Raw genomic sequence first — 20,126 nt, forward strand, 5'->3', positions numbered from 1 at the left:
AGCGACATGCAGGAGAGCGCGCTCGGGGCGGTTGTCAATGCCGCTGACGCGCTATCGATGCCGCAGCGTGGAGACCTGATCTTCTGGAAAGGCCACGTAGCTCTGGTCCGCGACACCAACACCATCATTCACGCCAATGCGCATCACATGTCGGTCGTGATCGAGCCGATCGATCAGGCGATCGCGCGGATCAAGGACGCGGGCAGTGAGGTTTCCTCGATCCGGCGCGGGATTACGCGCACCTGATCGGTCGCCTAGACCGCCGTTTTTGGAATCAGCACACGGCTTTGCCACATTGGCGGACTTGGTCGATCACGCCTTTCAGGCTCTTTCGCCCGGGGTGCCCCTGAATGGCAACATCGCCGATCAGATATGACGGCGTTGCCTTGAGCGTGAGCGTGTCGGCAAAGCGGACATGTGCCTTCATGATGTCGGTGATGCCGTCCTCGTTGGCGGCCTCAAGCACCTTCTGCAGATCGAGATTGAAGCCGGACGCCGCACTCAGCGCGCGCTGCCCGTCGATCACGCCGCGACCGGCGTAAAGCGCGCGGTGGTAGCGGTAGAATTCATTCGGCGGCAGCATCCTGGATACCGCGATCTCTACGCGTCCGGCCAGGATCGAGGGAATGCCGAGCACGGGGAACGGGACCAGCACCAATCGCAGCTTCTTGTCGGCTTGCAGCAATGCCTCCACGTCGGCCGATGCGCGCCGGCAATAGGGACAGTTCAGATCGTAGAATTCCACCAGCGTCACGTCGCCCTTTGGGTTCGCGGCCACGACCGCGCCCGGCAGTTTCTCAGCGGCGGCAATGCTCCCTGCGGCGATGGCGTGATTGGCGATCCTGCTCCCGTCCTCGTTGAGGATCGGGAACTGTGTCGGCAGCCCCTGGGCAAGCGCGGATGACGTTAGCGCGACAACGAGCGAGAGAGCGAAGATGAGACGAGACATGAGAATCCGATCAGAAGGTCATATGCGTTCTTACGCATATGACGGCAAAGGCGCAATCAAGTTTGCGTTATGATCGCCGCGCCGCTTTTACGACGCAATTACTGCGCAACCACGTCGGCGGATGCTGTCTCGAGGTCGAACGCGGCCGCAAACAATGCGCGCGTGTAGTCGGTCTTCGGATTCTTGAACAGCTCCTTGGCCGGACCTTCTTCCACGATCTTCCCGTTGCGCATGACGATCAGCCGGCTCGCAAGCGCGGCAACGACCTTGAGATCGTGCGAGATGAACAGATAGGTCAGACCCAGCCGCTTCTGCAGACTGCGGAGCAGGTCGCAGATCTGACACTGGATCAGCATGTCCAGCGCCGAGGTCGGCTCGTCGAGCACCACGAATTTCGGCTGCAGAACGATGGCGCGAGCGACCGCGATGCGCTGGCGCTGCCCGCCGGAGAATTCGTGCGGGTAGCGGAAACGCGTTTCCGGATTAAGGCCGACGTCGGTCAGCGCGCGCACCACCATAGCCTCACGCTCATGCTTGGGCATGTCGGGGTGATGCACTTCCAGCCCTTCCTCAATGATGTCGGCGACCGACATGCGTGGACTGAGCGAGCCATAGGGATCCTGAAACACCACCTGCATCGCGTGGCGGAACGGCCGCATCTCCTTGAAGGTCAGATCCTGGACCTCCTTGCCCATGAACACGATCGGTCCTTCGGACGAGATCAGGCGCAGGATCGCGAGGCCAAGCGTGGTCTTGCCGGAGCCGGATTCGCCGACGATGCCGAGGGTTTCGCCCTTGCGCACCTCGATGGAGACGCCATCCACCGCCTTGATATGTCCGACTGTCGAACGCAGCACGCCGCGCTTGATGGGAAACCAGACCTTGAGATCGTTGGTTTTCACCATCACCGGTTCGTTCGGCTGCAGCGGAGCGGGATCGGGCGACGGCTCCGCGGACAGAAGCGCGCGCGTGTAGGGGTGTTCCGGCGCTGAGAAGACGCGGCCGACCTCACCCTGTTCGACGATCTTGCCCTGATTCATGACGCAGACGCGGTCTGCGATCTTCTTCACGATGCCGAGGTCATGGGTGATGAACAGCATCGCCATGCCAAGCCGTGACTGCAGATCCTTCAACAGCTTCAGGATCTGGGCCTGGACGGTCACGTCCAGAGCGGTTGTTGGCTCGTCGGCGATCAGGAGTTCGGGCTCGTTCGCGAGCGCCATCGCGATCATCACGCGCTGTCGCTGGCCGCCCGACATCTGGTGCGGATAGCTTTGCAGGCGGCCGACAGGATCGGGGATGCCGACCTGAGTCAGCAGTTCGATCACCCGCTTCTTTGCGGCCTCGCCACGAAGGCCGGCATGGAGCTCCAGAATTTCGCGAATCTGCCTCTCAATGGTCTGGAGCGGATTCAGCGAGGTCATCGGCTCCTGGAAAATGATCGTGATGTCGTTGCCGCGAATGCGGCGCATGGCGCGTTCCGACATCCCGAGCAATTCCTTGCCCTTGAAGTGGATCGTGCCGGTGGGATGGCTTGCGGCCGGATAGGGCAGCAGCTTCATCACGGACATCGCGGTGACGGACTTGCCGGACCCGGATTCGCCCACGAGCGCGACCGTCTCGCGCGGCCGCACGTCGAAGGAAATGCGGTCCACGGCCCGGCTCGTCCGGCCGGCTTGCGTGAAGGCAATCGAAAGATCCTTCACGCTGAGAAGCGGGGGCACACTCATGAGAAAATCTTTCGCGGATCGAAGGCGTCACGCACGGCTTCGCCGATAAACACCAGCAGCGACAGCATGATCGCGATCGTGAAGAAGCCGGACAGGCCAAGCCACGGCGCCTGGATATTGGCCTTGCCTTGCGACAGCAATTCACCAAGCGACGGCGAACCCGGCGGCAGGCCGAGGCCGAGGAAGTCGAGCGACGTCAGCGTGCCGACCGAGGCCGACAACAGGAATGGGAGCATCGTCAGCGTGGCGACCATCGCGTTCGGTAGCAGGTGCCGGAACATGATCCGGATATTCGATACGCCGAGCGCGCGCGCGGCCATGACATATTCGAAGTTGCGGCAGCGCAGGAATTCGGCGCGCACCAGATTGACCAGCGACACCCAGGAAAACAGCAGCAGGATGCCAAGCAGCACCCAGAAGCTCGGGGTCAGCACCGACGAAATGATCATCAGGAGGAACAGTGTCGGCACCGATGTCCAGATTTCGAGCCCGCGCTGGAAGAACAGATCGACCTTGCCGCCGAAGAAGCCCTGGATCGCTCCGGCCGTCACGCCGATCACGGACGAAATGCTGGTCAGGATCAGCCCGAACAGCACCGAGATGCGGAAGCCGTAGATGATGCGGGCGAGCACGTCGCGGCCCTGATCGTCAGTGCCGAGCCAGTTATATTCGAGGTCTCGACAACCGGTCAGCTTCTTGCGCTCGACCACCGGCCGGCATTGCTCTTCCGTGAGCATCCAGGTCGGCTTCGACGGAGCCGGCGTCGGCAAATCGAGATTGTGCGTGCGATACGAGTAGCGGATCGGCGGCCACCACATCCGGCCGCCTTTTTCGGCGATCTTCTCTTGCAGATACGGGTCGCGATAATCCGCCGCCGTCTCGAACTCGCCGCCGAACGTTGTCTCCGCATAGGTGAAGATCGCGGGGAAATAGAAGCGGCCGTCGTACTGGATCATGAACGGCTTGTCGTTTGCGATCACTTCCGCGAACAGCGAGGTCACGAACAGGAAAAGGAAAACGAAGAGCGAGATGAAGCCGCGCCGGTTGCGCTTAAAGTTTTGCCACCGGCGTTTGTTGATGGGCGAAAGGCGGAGCGGCCGGCGCTCCGGCGGTATGACCAGGCCCGTCGGTCCAATCGACGACGTTTCCGGCATGGTTGTTGGGACACGCGCATCCATGATCAGACCTCGCGCGCCTCGAAGTCGATGCGTGGATCGACCAGCGTATAGACCACGTCGGAAATCAGGCTGACGAAAAGGCCGACCAGCGCGAAGATATAGAGCGTCGCGAAGGTGACCGCGTAGTCGCGGTTCATGATGCTTTCAAAGCCAAGCAATCCAAGCCCGTCGAGGGAGAAGATCGTTTCGATCAGGAGGGATTCGGCAAAGAATGCCGCAACGAAGGTCGACGGGAAGCCCGCGATGATGATCAGCATCGCGTTACGGAATACGTGGCCATAAAGCACCCGCGCATTCTTGCAGCCTTTGGCGCGAGCGGTCAGCACGTATTGTTTGCGGATCTCGTCGAGGAAGGAATTCTTCGTCAGCAGCGTCATAGTGGTGAAGGCACTGAGCGACATCGCCACCAGCGGCAGCGTCAGGTGCCAGAAATAGTCGATGATCTTACTGTACCAGGGCAGTAGCGCCCAGTTATCGGATTTCAGCCCGCGCAGCGGGAACCAGTCCAGGAACGAGCCGCCGGCGAACAGAATGATGAGGAGGATCGCGAACAGAAAGCCCGGGATAGCGTAGGCGACGATGATGACCCCCGAGGTCCAGGCGTCGAACCGCGTGCCGTCGTGCACCGCCTTGCGGATGCCCAGCGGGATCGAGACCGCATAGGCGAGTAGCATCATCCAAAAGCCAAGCGAGATCGAGACGGGTAGCTTTTCCTTGATCAGATCGATCACCGACACATCGCGGAAATAGCTCTTGCCGAAATCGAAGCGCACGTAATTCCACAGCATCAGGGCGAAGCGCTCATAAGCCGGCTTGTCGAAGCCGAATTGCCGTTCGAGCTGCTTGATGAATTCCGGGTCGAGGCCTTGTGCACCGCGATATTTGGAGGCGCCGCCATCCAGCCCGGCGCCGCCTTCCATGCCGCGGCTGACGAAATCGCCGCCCGGCGTACCCGAAATGCGAGAGGTCGCTCCGGTGTCCGACCCCGATAGCTGGGCAATCACGCGTTCGACCGGGCCGCCAGGTGCGAACTGGATCACCACGAAGGAGACCAGCATGATCCCGAACAGGGTCGGGATCATCAGCAGCAGGCGACGAAGTATGTAGGCACTCATGTCATTCCGCCCATCGTGGCTTTTTTTGCCATCCCGCGGGAACCAGGCATAGCGAGAACGCTAACCTCGCCGCTCCAGTTGCGCCGCTTTGGCGGGATCGTACCACCATGTTTCCGGAATACCGCGGGCATATTTTGGCTTGCCCTGCGCGGGCCGGTCGAACATGTCCCAATATGCGATCCAGTGCGAGGCCTTGTACCAGTGCGGCACCCAGTATCGGCCGGAACGGATAACCCGGTCCAGAGCCCGGCAGGCCGTCACCAATTCCGGGCGGGTGGGCGCCGCGATGATGATGTCGATCAGCGCGTCGATGGCCGGATCGGAGATCCCGGCGAGATTCTGTGATCCCTTGATGTCGGCCGCCCGGGACGAGAAATAGGATCGCAGGGACTCGCCCGGGACGGTCGAGAAGCTGAAGCGCTGGATCACGACGTCGAAATCGAAATCATTGGTGCGGGACTTCAACTGCACCGGATCGACCAGTCGGATATTGGCATCGATCCCGAGCACGCTGAGATTCTTGATATAGGGCATGTGATGAGCCTGGAAGCTTGGCTCGTCGAGCAGGAATTCGATGATCATCCGCTCGCCTTTCGGCGTCATTCGCTTGCCGTCCTTGATCGGGTAACCGGCCTCGTTGAGCAGGCGGGTCGCCCGGCGCAGCAGGTTGCGATCGTGTCCCGAACCGTCCGTCACCGGCGGCACAAAAGGATCGCCGAAGACCTCGTCCGGGACCTTGCCGCGGAATTGTTCCAGCAGCTTCAGTTCATCGTCGCTCGGCTTGCCCTTTGCCATCAGGTCGGAATTCTGGAACACCGAATGCGTACGGTCATAGGAGCCGTACATGATGGTGCGGTTGGTCCATTCGAAATCGAATGCGTAGATCAGCGCCTCGCGCAGCTTCACATTCTGAAATTTCGGACGGCGCGTATTCAGAAACCAGCCCTGCGCGCCCGAGGGCGTCTCATCCTTCAGGACATCGCGCTTCACGCGACCATCGCGCATCGCCGGGAAGTCGTATCGCGTTGCCCAGATCCGTGATGTGAATTCTTCACGGAAGGCGTAGTTCTTTCCGGTGAAGCCCTCGAAGGCCACGTCGCGGTCGCGATAGAATTCGTAACGGATCACATCGAAATTGTTCAGGCCGATTTGCGTAGGCAGTTTGGCGCCCCACCAGTCCTTGACGCGCTCGTATTCGATGTATCGCCCCGCTTCGAAACGGCCAACCTTGTAAGGCCCGCTGCCAGTCGGAATATCGAGCGTGGATTCCTCGAAGGGCCGCTTTGCGTAATAGGCACGCGAGAAGATCGGCAAGCCTGCGACGTAGAGTGGCACGTCGCGGGCGCGCTTTTCCTTGAAGCGCACGACAACAGTTGTGTCATCGACAGCTTCAGCGCCTTCGAAATCCCGCAGGATCGCCGTGATAATCGGGTGTCCTTTTTCCTTCAGTGTGGTCAGCGAGAACACCGAGTCGTGCGCGGTCAGCGGGCTGCCGTCGTGAAAGACAAGGCCCGGCCGCAACGTGAACCGATAGACCAAACCGTCATCGAAAATCTGCACCGACTTCGCGGCGAGGCCGTACATCGAGTCCGGCTCGTCCGCCGCGCTGGTCATCAGGCTCGCGAAGGTGCGCTCCATGCCGAGCGCGGCGTCGCCGCGCAGGATGTAGCTGTTGAGCGTATTGAAGGTCACAAAATTCTGGTTGTTGAGCCGGCTCGAGCCGATCATCGAAAACGTCCCGCCCTTCGGAGCGGCGGGATTGACGTAGTCGAAATTCGGGAAGTCGGCGGGATATTTGAGGTCGCCGAATGCCGAAATGCCGTGGCGCTCGCGGTTGTCCGCGAGGCCAGTCTGTCTCAGCGCCAGGGTGCCGACGCCCGCGGCCGCGATGGTAAGAACCTTGCGGCGCGTCAGGGCTCTCACGAACGCGATCCTGTCTTCGCGGCCTTCTCCGCGTCCCACCACCAGACCGTCGGGAAGGCAGCCATGCCGTATGTCGGGAGCGGGTCGGGCTTGCCGAAACGATCCCAGCGGGCCGTGCGGACCTTGCCGTAGGTCCATTGCGGGACGACGAAATGATTGGCCAGCAGCACGCGGTCCAGAGCCTTGGTGGCCGCGACCAGTTCCGTACGGTTCTTGGCGAAGACCACGCGCTCGATGAGGGCGTCGATCGCCTCATCCCGGATTCCGACAAAGTTCCGCGAACCGGCCTGATCGGCTGCCTTCGAGCCCCAGAAGCCGCGTTGCTCGTTGCCGGGGGAGAGCGATTGTCCCCACGACGCCAGGATAATATCGAAATCCCAGCTGCGCTGACGGTTCTCGTATTGCGTTGGATCAACCACCCGGATCGACACTTCGACGCCGACGCGTTCGAGCATCGGCTTCCAGAAGCTCACGATGCGCTCGAAGGTCGGCTGCGACAGCAGCACCTCGACCTGCATCTTTTCGCCGGTCTTCACATTGGTCAGCTTCTGATCGCGCACTTCCCAGCCGGCCTCGCGGAACAGGCGCATCGCCTCGCGCAGATTGTTGCGCACGGCGGCCGTATCGCCACCCTTCGGATTGGTGAAAGGCGTCTTGAAGACCTCAGGCGGCACCTTGTCCTTCACGGACTGCAGGATTTCCAGCTCGAGGCCCTCCGGCAGCCCGGACGAGGCCAGTTCGGTGCCTTCGAAGAAGCTGTTGATGCGCCGATATTGCCCGAAGAAGATCTGCTTGTTCATCTCTTCGAAATCGAAGGCATAATTGAACGCGCGGCGCACCCGCGGATCCTTGAACTTGTCGCGGCGCGTATTGAACGCGAAGCACTGCATGATGCCGAAATTGCGGATATCGAATTCCTCGAGGATGACCCGCTTTTCGCGTACCGCCGGGAAGTCATAGGCGGTCGCCCAATCCTTGGCGCTGTTCTCGAAACGCCAGTCCAGATTGTCGGCCTTGAAGGCTTCCAGCGCGACCGTTGAATCCCGGAAATATTCGTAGCGAAGCTCGTCGAAGTTGTTGGTGCCGACGTTCACGTTGACGTCCTTGCCCCAATAATCGGCAACGCGCTCGTAGGAGATGCTGCGGCCGGCAACGAATGCCTTCACCTTGTAGGGGCCGGATCCGAGCGGCGGTTCGATCGTGGTCAGCGAGATGTCGCGCTGGCGGCCCTGCGAGTCCTTTCCTTCCCACCAGTGCTTCGGCAACACGTTTAGTTGCCCGACGATTTGTGGCAACTCGCGGTTGCCAGCCTGATCGAAGGTGAACGTGATGTCGCGCTCGCCGGTCTTCTCGGCCTTCACGACATGCCGGTAATAGGCCGAAAGCTGCGGATCATGCTTCTTGAAGGCTTCAAACGAGAAGATGACGTCGTCTGCGGTAACGGGTTGGCCGTCATGCCACTTTGCTTCGGCGCGCAGGCGGTAGGTGCAGCTTGAAAAGTCGTCCGGGTGGCTGACCGATTCCGCCAGCAGGCAGTATTCCGTCGAGACCTCGTCGAGCGAGGACGCCATCAGGCGGTCGTAGATGTTGCCGATGCCGGCCGCGATCGCCCCCTTCACACCGCCGATGACGATGTTGAAGTTGTCGAAGGTGCCGATGGCAACCTGCCGTACCAGGCCGCCGCGCGGGGCCTTCGGATTGACGTAGTCGAAATGCTTGAAGCCTGCCGGGTACTTCAGCTCGTTGAACAGAGACAGCCCGTGGCGCCAGGTCTGGTTCGGCGTCGATGCGAGTGCTTCGCTCTTCAGCGGCCCGAGCGTCTCGACGGCAGTGACGACTGGTGCCGCCAGCGCGAGCGCACCGGCTTGGATCAGGGTACGGCGGGACAAACTCACGGTTCTGCTCCGATCACAATCGGGGACTTTCAAACTGCCCTTTTATCTATGACAGTTTGACGGATATCCCCACCAGCGCCACCTTAAAAGGCGGTAACTTGCCATCCTCTTCGGGCGCAGGATTAACGGTAGCGTGAGACCTGCAAAACGCAAACGGCCGGGCGAGCCCGGCCGTTGCAGTGCAAACACGTGTTCGCGAGCTATTTCTTTTCCGCCGGCGCGGCCTCCGCGGCCTTCGGCAGCGGAACGGGGTTGTCGGACAGCGTATGCAGGTAATTGATCAGGTCGGCCCGCTGACCGCCGCGTGCGAGACCCGCATAACCCATGCTGGTACCCGGGATAGCCGCCTTGGGATTGGCGATGAAGGTGTCCAGATCCTCATAGGTCCAGGTGCCGCCCTTGGCCTTCATTGCCGCTGAATAGTTGAAGCCGGCGACCGACGCCCGGGCGCGATCGACGATGCCATAGAGGTTCGGACCGACCCGGTTCGGACCGCCCTTTTCGAAGGTATGGCAGGCGGCGCATTGCTTTGCGGCGGCCTGGCCTTTTCCGGCGTCCGAGCTGGCGAGGCGCACGGCAATCGGCTCAGCCGGTTCGGCCTTCGCTGTATCGGTTGCGGCGCCCGGCTTGTCCGGAACCGCGATCACGTAACCGGGCTTTTCCAGCTTTGTCGGCGCAAAAACTGCTCCGGCGGCGATATTGAGTGTCAGCAGGCCAAGGCAGGTCGCCAGAACGGCGCCCATGATCTTGTTGAGTTCGAAGGAGTCCATCGGCGTTCCGCAGCAGCCCGTGATCATAGGGAATGCGCGCGGGAGACACCCGCGGCGGCGCACCATTAGCCGGTTTGCGCCACGGGTGGCAACCCGTATAAGCGAGCCATCCCTGCGACATTGGTGGCACCGGGACCGCCCGCAACACCGCCCAGATCAATGCCAAAACGCGACGTCCTGATCCTCATTCCGGCCCGCATGGCGGCCACCCGGCTGCCCGGCAAGCCGTTGGCCGATATAGGCGGCAGGCCGATGATCGAGCATGTGATCCGGCGCGCGGAAGCGGCCCACCTCGGCAAGGTGATCGTGGCGACCGATTCCGAGCCGATCCTCGCTGCGGTCGAGAAGGCGGGATTTCGTGCGCTGATGACCAGCACGGATCACGCCTCGGGGTCTGATCGCATTTTCGAGGCCCTGCAAATCGTCGACCCGGAGCGCAAGGCGAGCGTGGTCGTGAATGTTCAGGGCGATCTGCCGACCCTGGAAGCGGATGACCTTCGTGCGGCGGTCGCGCTGCTCCAGGACGAGAAGGTCGACATCGCGACCCTTGCCGCAGAGATCGTCAGGGACGAGGAGCGCGACAATCCAAACGTGGTGAAGGTGGTCGGCTCACCGATCGGCCCGAAACGCCTGCGCGCCATGTATTTCACCCGCGCCACGGCGCCCCACGGGGTCGGCCCGCTCTATCATCACATCGGACTCTATGCCTATCGGCGCGATGCGCTCGAGCGTTTCGTGTCGCTGCCGCCCTCGACGCTCGAAAAGCGCGAGAAGCTCGAGCAGCTGCGGGCACTTGAAAACGAAATGCGGATCGATGTGGCGCTGGTCAATTCGGTGCCGCTCGGTGTCGACACGCCCGAAGATCTCGAAACCGCGCGCCGTATGCTCGCAATTGACTCACTGCTTTCGTAAAGCGTAACGAACCCCATGACCAAAAAGAGAATTTCCTTCCAGGGCGAGCCCGGCGCCAACTCGCATCTTGCCTGCCGCGAAGCCTATCCCGATTTCGAGCCGATGCCGTGCGCGACTTTCGAGGACGCGTTTGCGGCGGTGACGAGCGGAGAAGCCGCGCTCGCGATGATTCCGATCGAGAACTCGGTCGCGGGCCGCGTCGCTGACATTCATCATCTGATGCCGCGTTCAGGCCTGCATATCGTCGCCGAGTGGTTCTTGCCGGTGAAACATCAGCTGGTCGCGCCGAAAGGAGCGACGCTCGATGGCATCAAGACGGTCGAGAGCCACGTCCACGCGCTCGGCCAGTGCCGCAATATCATCCGCAAGATGAAGATCAAGGCGATCGTGGCTGCCGACACCGCGGGCTCTGCGCGTGAAGTTGCCGAACGCGGCGACAAGAGCTGTGCCGCGATTGCGTCCCGGCTCGCGGCCGAGATTTACGGGCTCGATATCCTCGCGGAGGACGTCGAGGACGAGGCGCACAACACCACGCGCTTCATTGTGCTCGCGCGCGAGCCGAAATGGGCGGAGGGTGGCAACGGCCCGGTGGTGACCACCCTTATCTTCCGCGTGCGCAACATTCCGGCGGCGCTCTACAAGGCGATGGGCGGTTTCGCCACCAACGGCGTGAATATGACCAAGCTCGAGAGCTATATGATCGAGGGCAATTTCTTCGCCACGATGTTCTATGCCGACATCGAGGGGCATCCGGACGATCACAACGTCGCGCTGGCGCTTAAAGAGCTCGAATACTTTTCCAAGGAAACGAAGATCCTCGGCGTCTATCCGTCGCATCCCTATCGCGCGACATTCAGCGAACAGGCGGAGTGATGATCACCGAAACGGACCTTCGTCATCTGCGCCGCTGCGTCGAACTCGCACGGCAGGCGCTGGAAGCGGGCGAGAGGCCGTTTGCGTCGGTGCTGGTCGGCGCGGATGGCACCGTGCTGGCCGAGGACCATAACCGCGCCAACTCGACCGGCGACCCAACCCGCCATCCGGAATTCGCGCTGGCGCGCTGGGCGGCGGAGAACATGACGCCCGAGGAGCGAAGCTCCGCGACGGTTTATACGTCGGGCGAACATTGCCCGATGTGTTCGGCGGCGCACGGCCAGGTTGGGCTTGGCCGCATTGTCTATGTGACGTCCGCGGCGCAATTCACCGATCTGATGGCTGAGCTTGGCTTGCCCAAGCGCACGGTCAATCCGATCCCGATCCAGGAGGTGGTGCCCGGTATTGCAGTCGAAGGGCCTGTTCCAGGCCTCGACCAGGAGGTCCGGGAGCTACAGCGCCGGGCGTTCAGCATTCGATAGGCGATCACTGCGCCCGATATTGTGCCTATCAATTAGGCGTTTTGCTTGAAAATCGATCGCCCAGCGGGTAATCGCCCCCGATCACCGGGAGCTGAGATCTTGCTGGACGAAAAACTTGAGCCGATTTTTGCAGAAGTCCTCCGCCGCAATCCGGGCGAGGGCGAGTTTCACCAGGCGGTCCGCGAGGTGCTCGACAGCCTCGGCGCGGTCGTGGCCAAGCACCCGCACTATGCGGACGGCGCACTCATCGAGCGGATCTGTGAGCCGGAGCGGCAGATCATTTTCCGGGTGCCGTGGGTGGACGACCGGGGGCAGGTGCAGATCAACCGCGGTTTCCGGGTCCAGTTCAATTCGGCGCTCGGCCCGTTCAAGGGCGGGCTGCGTTTCCATCCGAGCGTGTTGCTCGGCACCATCAAGTTTCTCGGCTTCGAGCAGACCTTCAAGAACGCATTGACCGGTCTGCCGATCGGCGGCGGCAAGGGCGGTTCGGACTTTGATCCGAAGGGCCGATCCGATGCCGAGATCATGCGCTTCTGTCAGTCCTTCATGACCGAGCTGGGCCGTCACCTCGGCGAATACACCGATGTGCCTGCCGGCGACATCGGCGTCGGTCAGCGCGAGATCGGCTATATGTTCGGCCAGTACAAGCGCATGAGCAATCGCTACGAGTCGGGCGTGCTCACCGGCAAGGGGCTGACCTGGGGCGGATCGCGGGTGCGCACCGAGGCCACCGGCTATGGCGCGACCTATTTCGTGGAGCGCATGCTGCAGCGGCGCGGCGAAAGCCTGGACGGCCGCAAGGTTATCGTTTCCGGCAGCGGCAACGTCGCGATCTATACAATCGAGAAGGTGCAGCAACTCGGCGGACGCGTAATCGCCTGCTCGGATTCGAGCGGCTATGTCGTCGACGAGAAGGGCATCGACCTCGCACTGCTCCAGGAGATCAAGGAGCGCCGGCGCGGCCGCGTCTCCGACTATGCAACCGCGCGCGGACGCGATGCGACGTTCGTTCCGGAGGGCCGGGTCTGGGAGGTTGCGGCAGATATCGCGATGCCGTCCGCGACACAGAATGAGCTGAACGGACAGGACGCGCGCAATCTCATCGCGAACGGCGTGCGCGCGGTCGGCGAGGGGGCGAACATGCCCTGTACGCCGGAAGCCGTGCGTCTGTTCGCCGAGGCGAAGGTTCTGTTTGCGCCGGGCAAGGCGGCCAACGCCGGTGGTGTCGCGACCAGTGCGCTGGAAATGCAGCAGAACGCCTCTCGCGATTCCTGGACGTTCGAAGAAACCGAGGACAGGCTCGCGGCCATCATGCGCAATATCCACGATACCTGCGCGCAGACTGCGGAGGAGTACGGGGCGCCGGACAATTATGTCCTCGGCGCCAACGCTGCCGGCTTCATCCGCGTCGCGGAAGCGATGCGGGCGCTGGGCGTGATCTGAATCGCCGTCCAACGGCGACGTGTGTGCCGGCATTGCGAGCGCAGTGAAGCAATCCAGCTCGAAAGACTGGATTGCTTCGCGAGGCGCGCTCGCAATGACGAAAACTTCAGATCGTCTGATTGTATTCGCCGACTTCCGGATGGGTGCGCAGCACCGAATCCACCGCCTTGAACATCTCGCGCATGCGCGCTTCCGACGCCGGGCTTTCGACCACGACCACCAGCTCCGGCTTGTTCGATGAGGCACGCACGAGACCCCAGGTGCCGTCCTCGACCGTCACGCGCACGCCGTTGACGGTGACCAGATCGCGGATCGGCTGACCGGCGACCTTGCCGCCCTCCGCCTGCGCCTTCTCGAAATGCTTCACCACCGCATCGACGATGCCGTATTTCTTTTCGTCATCGCAATGCGGCGACATGGTCGGCGACGACCAGGTCTTCGGCAGCGCGTGCTTCAGGTCGCTCATGCTCTTGTCCGGATTGCGGTCGAGCATGTCGCAGATCGCAATGGCCGACACGAGGCCATCGTCATAGCCGCGGCCGAACGGCTTGTTGAAGAAGAAATGGCCCGACTTCTCGAAGCCCACCATGGCGCCGCTCTCGTTGACGCGGCGCTTCATGTAGGAATGGCCGGTCTTCCAGTAATCGGCTTTCACCTTGTTCTTGATCAGAACCGGGTCGGTGGCGAACAGGCCCGTCGATTTCACATCGACCACGAAGGTCGCGCCGGGGTGAAGAGCGGAAATGTCACGCGCGAGCATCACGCCGATCTTGTCGGCGAAAATCTCGTCGCCCTCGTTGTCCACGACACCGCAGCGATCGCCGTCCCCATCGAAGCCGAACGCGACATCGGCGCCGGCATTGATGACCGCATCGCGCATCGCATGCAGCATCTTCATGTCTTCGGGATTCGGATTGTATTTCGGGAAGGTGTGATCGAGATCGCAATCGAGCGGGATCACCTCGCAGCCGATCGCTTCCAGAATCTTCGGCGCGAAAGCGCCGGCGGTGCCATTGCCGCAGGCCGCGACCACCCGCAGCTTGCGCTTCAGCTTCGGTCGGTTGGTGAGATCGGCGATATAGCGCGCCGGGAAATTGTCGATAAACTGGTAGGAGCCGCCCTCGCGGGTCTTGAATGTGGCGTTCAGCACGATCTCCTTCAGCCGGGTCATCTCGTCCGGGCCGAAGGTCAGCGGACGGTTTGCGCCCATCTTCACGCCGGTCCAGCCATTGTCGTTATGCGAGGCGGTCACCATCGCAACGCACGGCACATCGAGATCGAACTGCGCGAAATAAGCCATCGGCGACAGCGCAAGGCCAATGTCGCGCACGCGCATGCCGGCGGCCATCATGCCCGAGATCAGCGCCATCTTCACTGAGGCGGAATAGCCGCGGAAGTCGTGGCCGGTGACGATGTCGGGCTTCACGCCCATTTCGTGCACCAGCGTGCCGATGCCCATGCCGAGCCATTGCACGCCCATCAGATTGATCTCTTTGCCGAGCAGCCAGCGCGCGTCGTATTCGCGGAAGCCGGTCGGCTTCACCATCGGCTGGGATTCATAGGCATAGGTGTTGGGCGCGAGTTGCGCCGCCGGCTTGGGAAACATGCGTGTCCTCGGAGGATCGGAGCTGTGGCAATGGGTTGTTAAACGCCACCGGTGACGAAATGGTTGCCTATTATGGTCATTCCGGGGCGTGCGGCTGCTCTCCGTCGGGGAAAGCGATCAGTTCTCCAGCACCAGCTTGTTGTTGGCGTATTCGAACCGCTTGAGCCGGGTCAGGTACGACAGGCCGAGCAGGTTTTCGCTGAGGCCGCCGCCGGACACGACCAGCGCTTTCACGTCGCGCACCACGAGGCCGCCGATATCGACCGAGTTGAGAATGACCGGCGCCGCGCGCACGACACCGTTGGCCGTCTGGACCGGAGCGGTGAAGGCGCCGCGCGACGGCCGGATGCCGAGCCGGTCCGCGTCGCGTTCGGTCAGGGCAATGACCGAGGCGCCGGTATCGACCATGAAAGAGACCTGCCGGCCATCGACCCGGCCATTCGCCTGGAAATGACCGCGGTGGTCACGCCCGATGCTGACGATGCGTGCCCCGCTCGGTGTCGGTGTGGCGACCGCGACCTTGACCTTGGGTTCGGGCTTGGGGCGTGCCGATGAGCTGCGGTCGATCCACGTGCCGATCAACCCGGCCGCTCCGAGTACCAACCCCGCGAAAACGATCAGTGAGCGCATCGCCTTGGTCCGCTGCAGTCCTGCGACGGATGCAGCAAACCATGCACCTCCGAATCGCGTGCTAACGGCGATGGTTTTCCGGTGGTTTGGCCTGCCGGATGGTCAAGCGGTCCAGAACCCGATCGTTCGAATTCTAGCGATCGGCAATCAGGCGCCCGCGCGCTTGGTGCGCCGGGTCGGGAGCGCGTTGGCCGGGTCGTCCGGCCAGGGATGTCGTGGATAGCGGCCGCGCATCTCGGTTCGCACGGCCGCGTAGCTGCCGGCCCAGAAGCCAGGCAGGTCGCGTGTCACCTGCACCGGACGATGTGCCGGCGACAGCAATTCGATGACGAGAGGCACCCGCCCGGCGGCGATCGAGGGATGCCGGCTCAGGCCAAACAATTCCTGCACGCGGATTGCGATCGTCGGTCCGGCTTCCGCTTCGTAGTCGATCGGGACATTCGTGCCGGTCGGCGCCTCGAAATGGGTCGGCGCTTCGGCATCGAGCCTGCGCCGCATGACCCAGGGCAACAGCTCCATGATGGCGTTCGAGAGATCGTCCGCCCCGATGTCTTTCAGCGCGGTCTTGTCGGCCAGCAGGGGAGCAAGCCAATCCTGAACGCTCGCCGTCAAGGCTGCCTCCGACAGATCGGGCCATTCGTCGCCCTCGGACCGGCGCAGAAACATCACCCGGTCGCGCCACTGACGCAGGTGCTTGCTCCATGGCAGCCGGTCGAGACCAGCGCGTGCGATGGCGTCCGCCAGCAATGCAGCGGTCTCGGCCGATGGTTCGACGGGAGCGATCTGCTCCGACAGTGCGATTGCGCCGAGCGCTCGCGCCTTGCGTCCGCGCAGGCTGAGGGTCGTCGGATCGACGGTGACGTCATCGCGCCTGGCGATGCGGTCGGCAAAACCGGATTCTATTTCCGAAGCGGTGATCGGCGCAGCCAGCAGGATGCGCGCCTGTGCTGCCGTGCCCGACAGATCGGCAACAACGATGAAGGGTTCGCGCGCCAGCGATAGGGCGGGGTCCAGCACCGCGCCGCGGCCATTCGCGAGCAGAAACGTGCCTTGTCCGCCGCCGCGACTCTTTGCGATCCGATCCGGATAAGCCAGGGCAAGCAATGCGCCGACGCTCTTTTCTTCAGCTCCCCTTGCTGGGGAGGATAAGCTGGCCCATCGCTTCGCCATTGCGCGCGCCTCGTCCGCGCGCCGGGACCGATCGCGCCGAAACTGGTCGAGCCGGTGCGTGAGGTCCACATCGTTGCCGCCAAGCCCGCGCTCGGTAACGAGCACCGCGATCTGGGCCGCCATCTCGCCGGCGCCTTCACGCGCGGCGTCGACCACCATGCGCGCGAGGCGCGGCGGCAGGGGCAGTGCGCGCAACGCCCGGCCTTCATCATTGATGCGGCCATCATCGTCGAGCGCGCGCAGTTCAATCAGCAGCTTGCGCGCCTCGGCGTAGGCGGCCTGCGGCGGCGGATCGAGGAAGGTCAGCGCTGCCGGATCGGTGACACCCCATTGTGCCAGGTCCAGCGCGAATGACGAGAGGTCGGCCGACAGGATTTCCGGCCGCGCGTAAGGTTCGAGCGACGCCGTCTCCGGTTCGCTCCAGAGGCGGTAGCAGACGCCGGGTTCTGTTCGTCCGGCACGGCCGCGGCGCTGATCGGCGGCAGCGCGCGAGACGCGTACCGTTTCGAGTCGCGTCAGGCCGGTGCCGGGTTCGAAGCGCGGTACGCGCGCAAGCCCACTGTCGATCACGACCCGCACGCCTTCGATTGTCAGCGAGGTTTCGGCAATTGATGTGGCCAGCACAACCTTGCGCCGTCCCGGCGGTGATGGATCGATTGCGCGGTCCTGCACCTGAGCGTCGAGTGCGCCGTAAAGCGCGACGATATCGACGGACGGATCGCTGATGCGTTCGTTCAGCAGCGTTTCGGTGCGGCGGATCTCGGCTTGCCCCGGCAGGAAGACGAGGATGGAGCCCGGTTCGGCGCGCAGCGCGCGCATGACCGCATCCGCGACCTGCGGTTCGATCGGGCTGCGCGCCTCGCGCGGCAGGTGCCGCGTCTCGACCGGATAGGCGCGGCCCAGACTTTCGACCTGCGGCGCATCGCCAAGCTGTTTTGCAACGCGCGCGCCATCGATCGTGGCCGACATGACGAGCAGCTTCAGGTCCTCGCGCAGGCCCTGCTGCGCGTCGCGCGCGAAGGCGAGGCCGAGATCCGCATCGAGCGAGCGTTCGTGGAACTCATCGAATAGCACCGCCGCGATGCCGTTCAGTTCCGGATCGTCGAGGATCATGCGGCTGAAGATGCCCTCGGTCACGACCTCGATACGCGTCCGCTTCGACACCTTCGAACCGAAGCGCACGCGCAGGCCGACCGTGTCGCCGACCTTCTCGCCGAGCGTCTTCGCCATGCGGTCTGCGGCCGCGCGCGCTGCGAGCCGGCGCGGTTCCAGTACGATGATCTTCTTGTCCGCTGCCCATGGCTCGTCCATCAGGACAAGCGGTACCCGCGTGGTCTTGCCCGCGCCGGGGGGAGCCACCAGCACGGCGACCTCGCGCGCGCGCAGGGCCTCCGTCAGCGCCGGAAGCGCGTCGTCGATCGGGAGAGGGGAATCGAAGCTCCGCATCGCGCTATCTTACCTGTTCCGCGTCCCTGTTCCGCATTGCGGGGCCGTCATCGCGCGCATGACTGCGCCGCGGCAGATATCCACCGTCTCCGTTGCCAGACGCCGCCCGACGGCCCACATTGCCCCCATGCCAGCACCGAAATCCGCCAAAGCCGCCGCGACGGCCTCTGCCGCGCCTGCCAAGACAACGACCAGCCCGGCGCAGGCCGGCGCGCTGAAGAAGGGCGACCACGTCTTCCTGGTCGACGGCTCGTCCTACATCTTCCGCGCCTACCATGCGTTGCCGCCGCTCAACCGCAAGTCCGACGGGCTGCAGGTCAATGCGGTGCTCGGCTTCTGCAACATGCTGTGGAAGCTTCTCCGCGACATGAAGCCGGAAGACAAGCCGACCCATCTCGCGGTGGTGTTCGACAAATCCGAGAAAACCTTCCGCACCGATTTCTATCCCGAATACAAGGCGCACCGGCCGGATGCGCCCGCCGACCTGATCCCGCAATTCCCGCTGATCCGCGAGGCGGTGCATGCCTTCGATATCCCCTGTCTCGAACAGGCGGGTTACGAGGCTGACGACCTGATCGCGACCTATACGCGCCTGGCGTGCGAAGCCGGTGCGAATGCCACTATCGTTTCGTCGGACAAGGATCTCATGCAGCTCGTGACCGACTGCGTGATCATGTACGACACGATGAAGGACAAGAAGATCGGCGTCGCCGAGGTGATCGAGAAATTCGGCGTGCCGCCGGAAAAGGTCATCGAGGTGCAGTCGCTGATCGGCGATTCCACCGACAACGTGCCCGGCGTTCCCGGCATCGGCGTGAAGACCGCGGCGCAACTGATCGGCGAGTATGGTGATCTTGAAACGCTGCTGGCGCGCGCATCCGAGATCAAGCAGGAGAAGCGGCGGCAGACGCTGATCGACAATGCCGAGCTTGCCCGCATCTCGAAGCAGCTTGTCACGCTCGATCAGAATGTCGATCTCGACGTGCCGGTCGAAGATCTTGCGGTGCATGAGCCGGACTACAAGAAGCTGATCGCCTTCCTGAAGGCGATGGAATTCACCACGCTGACGCGCCGCGTCGCCGAGGCGGCCGACATCGATGCGAGCCAGGTCGACGCGGATGCGAGGCTAAGCGCCGGTGCGCCGCCGCTGCCTCCAGTGCGCCCGGAGGATGGCGCACCGCTTGATACCGAATCGGCCGCGAAGCGGCCGGCGGTGGAACGGACCACTTTGGCGCTTTCCGGCGGCGGAATGAACCGGCGCAACGGAGCCGCGACCACGGCGCAGGACAGCCAGGTCTTCGCGCCTGTCTCGCTCGCGGAAGCCCGCCTCGCCAGGCTGAAAGCGCTGCCGTTCGACCGAAGCAAGTATGAGATCGTTCGCGACCTTGCGCGGCTGAAAGCGTGGATCGTGCGCGCAATCGATGTCGGCCAGGTCGCGATCGATACACAGACCTCGTCGCTCGATCCGATGCAGGCGACGCTCTGCGGCTTCTCGCTCGCGGTGACGCCGAACGAGGCTTGCTATGTTCCGGTTGCGCATCGTCAGACCGGTGAGGGCGAAGGGCTGTTCGACGCCGGTCTCGTCCCGCACCAGATCGGCGAAAAGGACGCCATCGAAGCGATGCGGCCGCTGTTCGAGGACACCGGCGTTCTCAAGATCGGCCACAACCTGAAATTCGACTGGCAGATTTTCGCGCAACGCGGCATCGACGTCTCGCCCTATGACGACACGATGCTGATGTCCTACGTGGTCGATTCCGGCCGCATGGCGCATGATGTCGCTTCGCTCGCGAAACGCTATTTCGGTCACACCGTGATCGACTTCAACGAGATCACCAAGGCCGGCAAGACCCGCGTGACATTCGATTGCGTGCCGATCGAGCGGGCCGCCGAATATGCGGCGGAAGACGCCGACGCGACGCTGCGCCTGTGGCATGCGCTGAAACCGCGCCTCGCCGCCGAGCACATGATGAATGTCTACCAGACGCTGGAGCGGCCGCTGAT

At 63.0% G+C, this 20,126-nt stretch carries 15 protein-coding genes and 1 pseudogene; 6 read left to right on the forward strand and 10 right to left on the reverse strand.

The genetic code is table 11. The features are described from left to right. Window positions 1-246 (forward strand): annotated as a pseudogene (locus VNZ93_RS05200) (peptidase P60); the annotation flags it as partial. A 28-nt stretch (window positions 247-274) separates the two neighbouring features. Here the strand turns inward: VNZ93_RS05200 and VNZ93_RS05205 are convergent. The 7 genes from VNZ93_RS05205 to VNZ93_RS05235 form a co-directional block, all read right to left on the reverse strand. Continuing rightward, a complete protein-coding gene (locus tag VNZ93_RS05205) occupies window positions 275-949 on the reverse strand; it encodes a thioredoxin domain-containing protein (protein ID WP_325701049.1) in 675 nt (224 codons plus the stop codon). Window positions 950-1,047: 98 nt separating this feature from the next. Continuing rightward, on the reverse strand, window positions 1,048-2,679 hold the full coding sequence (locus tag VNZ93_RS05210) for an ABC transporter ATP-binding protein (RefSeq protein ID WP_325701052.1): 1,632 nt from the start codon (window positions 2,677-2,679) through the stop codon (window positions 1,048-1,050). Beyond that, window positions 2,676-3,857, reverse strand: coding sequence for an ABC transporter permease (locus tag VNZ93_RS05215; RefSeq protein ID WP_325701055.1), 1,182 nt, complete (start codon window positions 3,855-3,857; stop codon window positions 2,676-2,678). The genes VNZ93_RS05210 and VNZ93_RS05215 overlap by 4 nt, the downstream gene beginning before the upstream one ends. Window positions 3,858-3,859: 2 nt before the next feature. Beyond that, window positions 3,860-4,972, reverse strand: coding sequence for a microcin C ABC transporter permease YejB (locus VNZ93_RS05220; protein WP_325701058.1), 1,113 nt, complete (start codon window positions 4,970-4,972; stop codon window positions 3,860-3,862). A gap of 60 nt (window positions 4,973-5,032) precedes the next feature. Continuing rightward, window positions 5,033-6,895: an extracellular solute-binding protein gene (locus VNZ93_RS05225; RefSeq protein ID WP_325701061.1), complete on the reverse strand. Its 1,863-nt coding sequence runs from the start codon at window positions 6,893-6,895 to the stop codon at window positions 5,033-5,035. Then, window positions 6,892-8,790 (reverse strand): extracellular solute-binding protein, encoded by a 1,899-nt coding sequence (locus VNZ93_RS05230; RefSeq protein ID WP_325701064.1) that lies wholly within the window; start codon window positions 8,788-8,790, stop codon window positions 6,892-6,894. The genes VNZ93_RS05225 and VNZ93_RS05230 overlap by 4 nt, the downstream gene beginning before the upstream one ends. Before the next feature lie 200 nt (window positions 8,791-8,990). Continuing rightward, entirely contained in the window at window positions 8,991-9,560 is a 570-nt protein-coding gene (locus VNZ93_RS05235) for a cytochrome c family protein (RefSeq protein ID WP_325701067.1), read from the reverse strand. 159 nt (window positions 9,561-9,719) lie between these two features. Between VNZ93_RS05235 and VNZ93_RS05240 the strand changes: the two genes are divergently transcribed. From VNZ93_RS05240 to gdhA, 4 genes are all read left to right on the forward strand, one after another. Next, on the forward strand, window positions 9,720-10,472 hold the full coding sequence (locus VNZ93_RS05240) for a 3-deoxy-manno-octulosonate cytidylyltransferase (RefSeq protein WP_325701070.1): 753 nt from the start codon (window positions 9,720-9,722) through the stop codon (window positions 10,470-10,472). Between the two features lie 15 nt (window positions 10,473-10,487). Beyond that, window positions 10,488-11,345 (forward strand): prephenate dehydratase, encoded by an 858-nt coding sequence (locus tag VNZ93_RS05245; protein ID WP_325701073.1) that lies wholly within the window; start codon window positions 10,488-10,490, stop codon window positions 11,343-11,345. Then, window positions 11,345-11,827, forward strand: a complete 483-nt coding sequence (locus VNZ93_RS05250) for a nucleoside deaminase (RefSeq protein ID WP_325701076.1) — start codon at window positions 11,345-11,347, stop codon at window positions 11,825-11,827. Before VNZ93_RS05245 ends, VNZ93_RS05250 begins: the two co-directional genes overlap by 1 nt. A 96-nt stretch (window positions 11,828-11,923) precedes the next feature. Next, complete coding sequence (gene gdhA, locus VNZ93_RS05255) at window positions 11,924-13,270, forward strand: NADP-specific glutamate dehydrogenase (RefSeq protein ID WP_325701091.1); 1,347 nt, start codon at window positions 11,924-11,926, stop codon at window positions 13,268-13,270. A gap of 106 nt (window positions 13,271-13,376) precedes the next feature. On the opposite strand, the gene VNZ93_RS05260 is transcribed toward gdhA, so the two are convergent. The 3 genes from VNZ93_RS05260 to hrpB form a co-directional block, all read right to left on the reverse strand. Beyond that, window positions 13,377-14,876, reverse strand: coding sequence for a phosphomannomutase/phosphoglucomutase (locus VNZ93_RS05260; RefSeq protein WP_325701079.1), 1,500 nt, complete (start codon window positions 14,874-14,876; stop codon window positions 13,377-13,379). A gap of 117 nt (window positions 14,877-14,993) precedes the next feature. Further along, window positions 14,994-15,506: a TIGR02281 family clan AA aspartic protease gene (locus VNZ93_RS05265; RefSeq protein ID WP_325701082.1), complete on the reverse strand. Its 513-nt coding sequence runs from the start codon at window positions 15,504-15,506 to the stop codon at window positions 14,994-14,996. A gap of 147 nt (window positions 15,507-15,653) precedes the next feature. Further along, window positions 15,654-18,122, reverse strand: coding sequence for an ATP-dependent helicase HrpB (gene hrpB, locus VNZ93_RS05270; RefSeq protein ID WP_325701085.1), 2,469 nt, complete (start codon window positions 18,120-18,122; stop codon window positions 15,654-15,656). A 127-nt stretch (window positions 18,123-18,249) separates the two neighbouring features. Here hrpB and VNZ93_RS05275 point away from each other — a divergent pair. Beyond that, a partial coding sequence (locus VNZ93_RS05275; RefSeq protein ID WP_325701088.1) for a 5'-3' exonuclease H3TH domain-containing protein occupies window positions 18,250-20,126 on the forward strand: 1,877 nt, incomplete at its 3' end.

Source organism: Pseudorhodoplanes sp., from assembly GCF_035565795.1.
Taxonomy (GTDB): Bacteria; Pseudomonadota; Alphaproteobacteria; order Rhizobiales; family Xanthobacteraceae; genus Pseudorhodoplanes.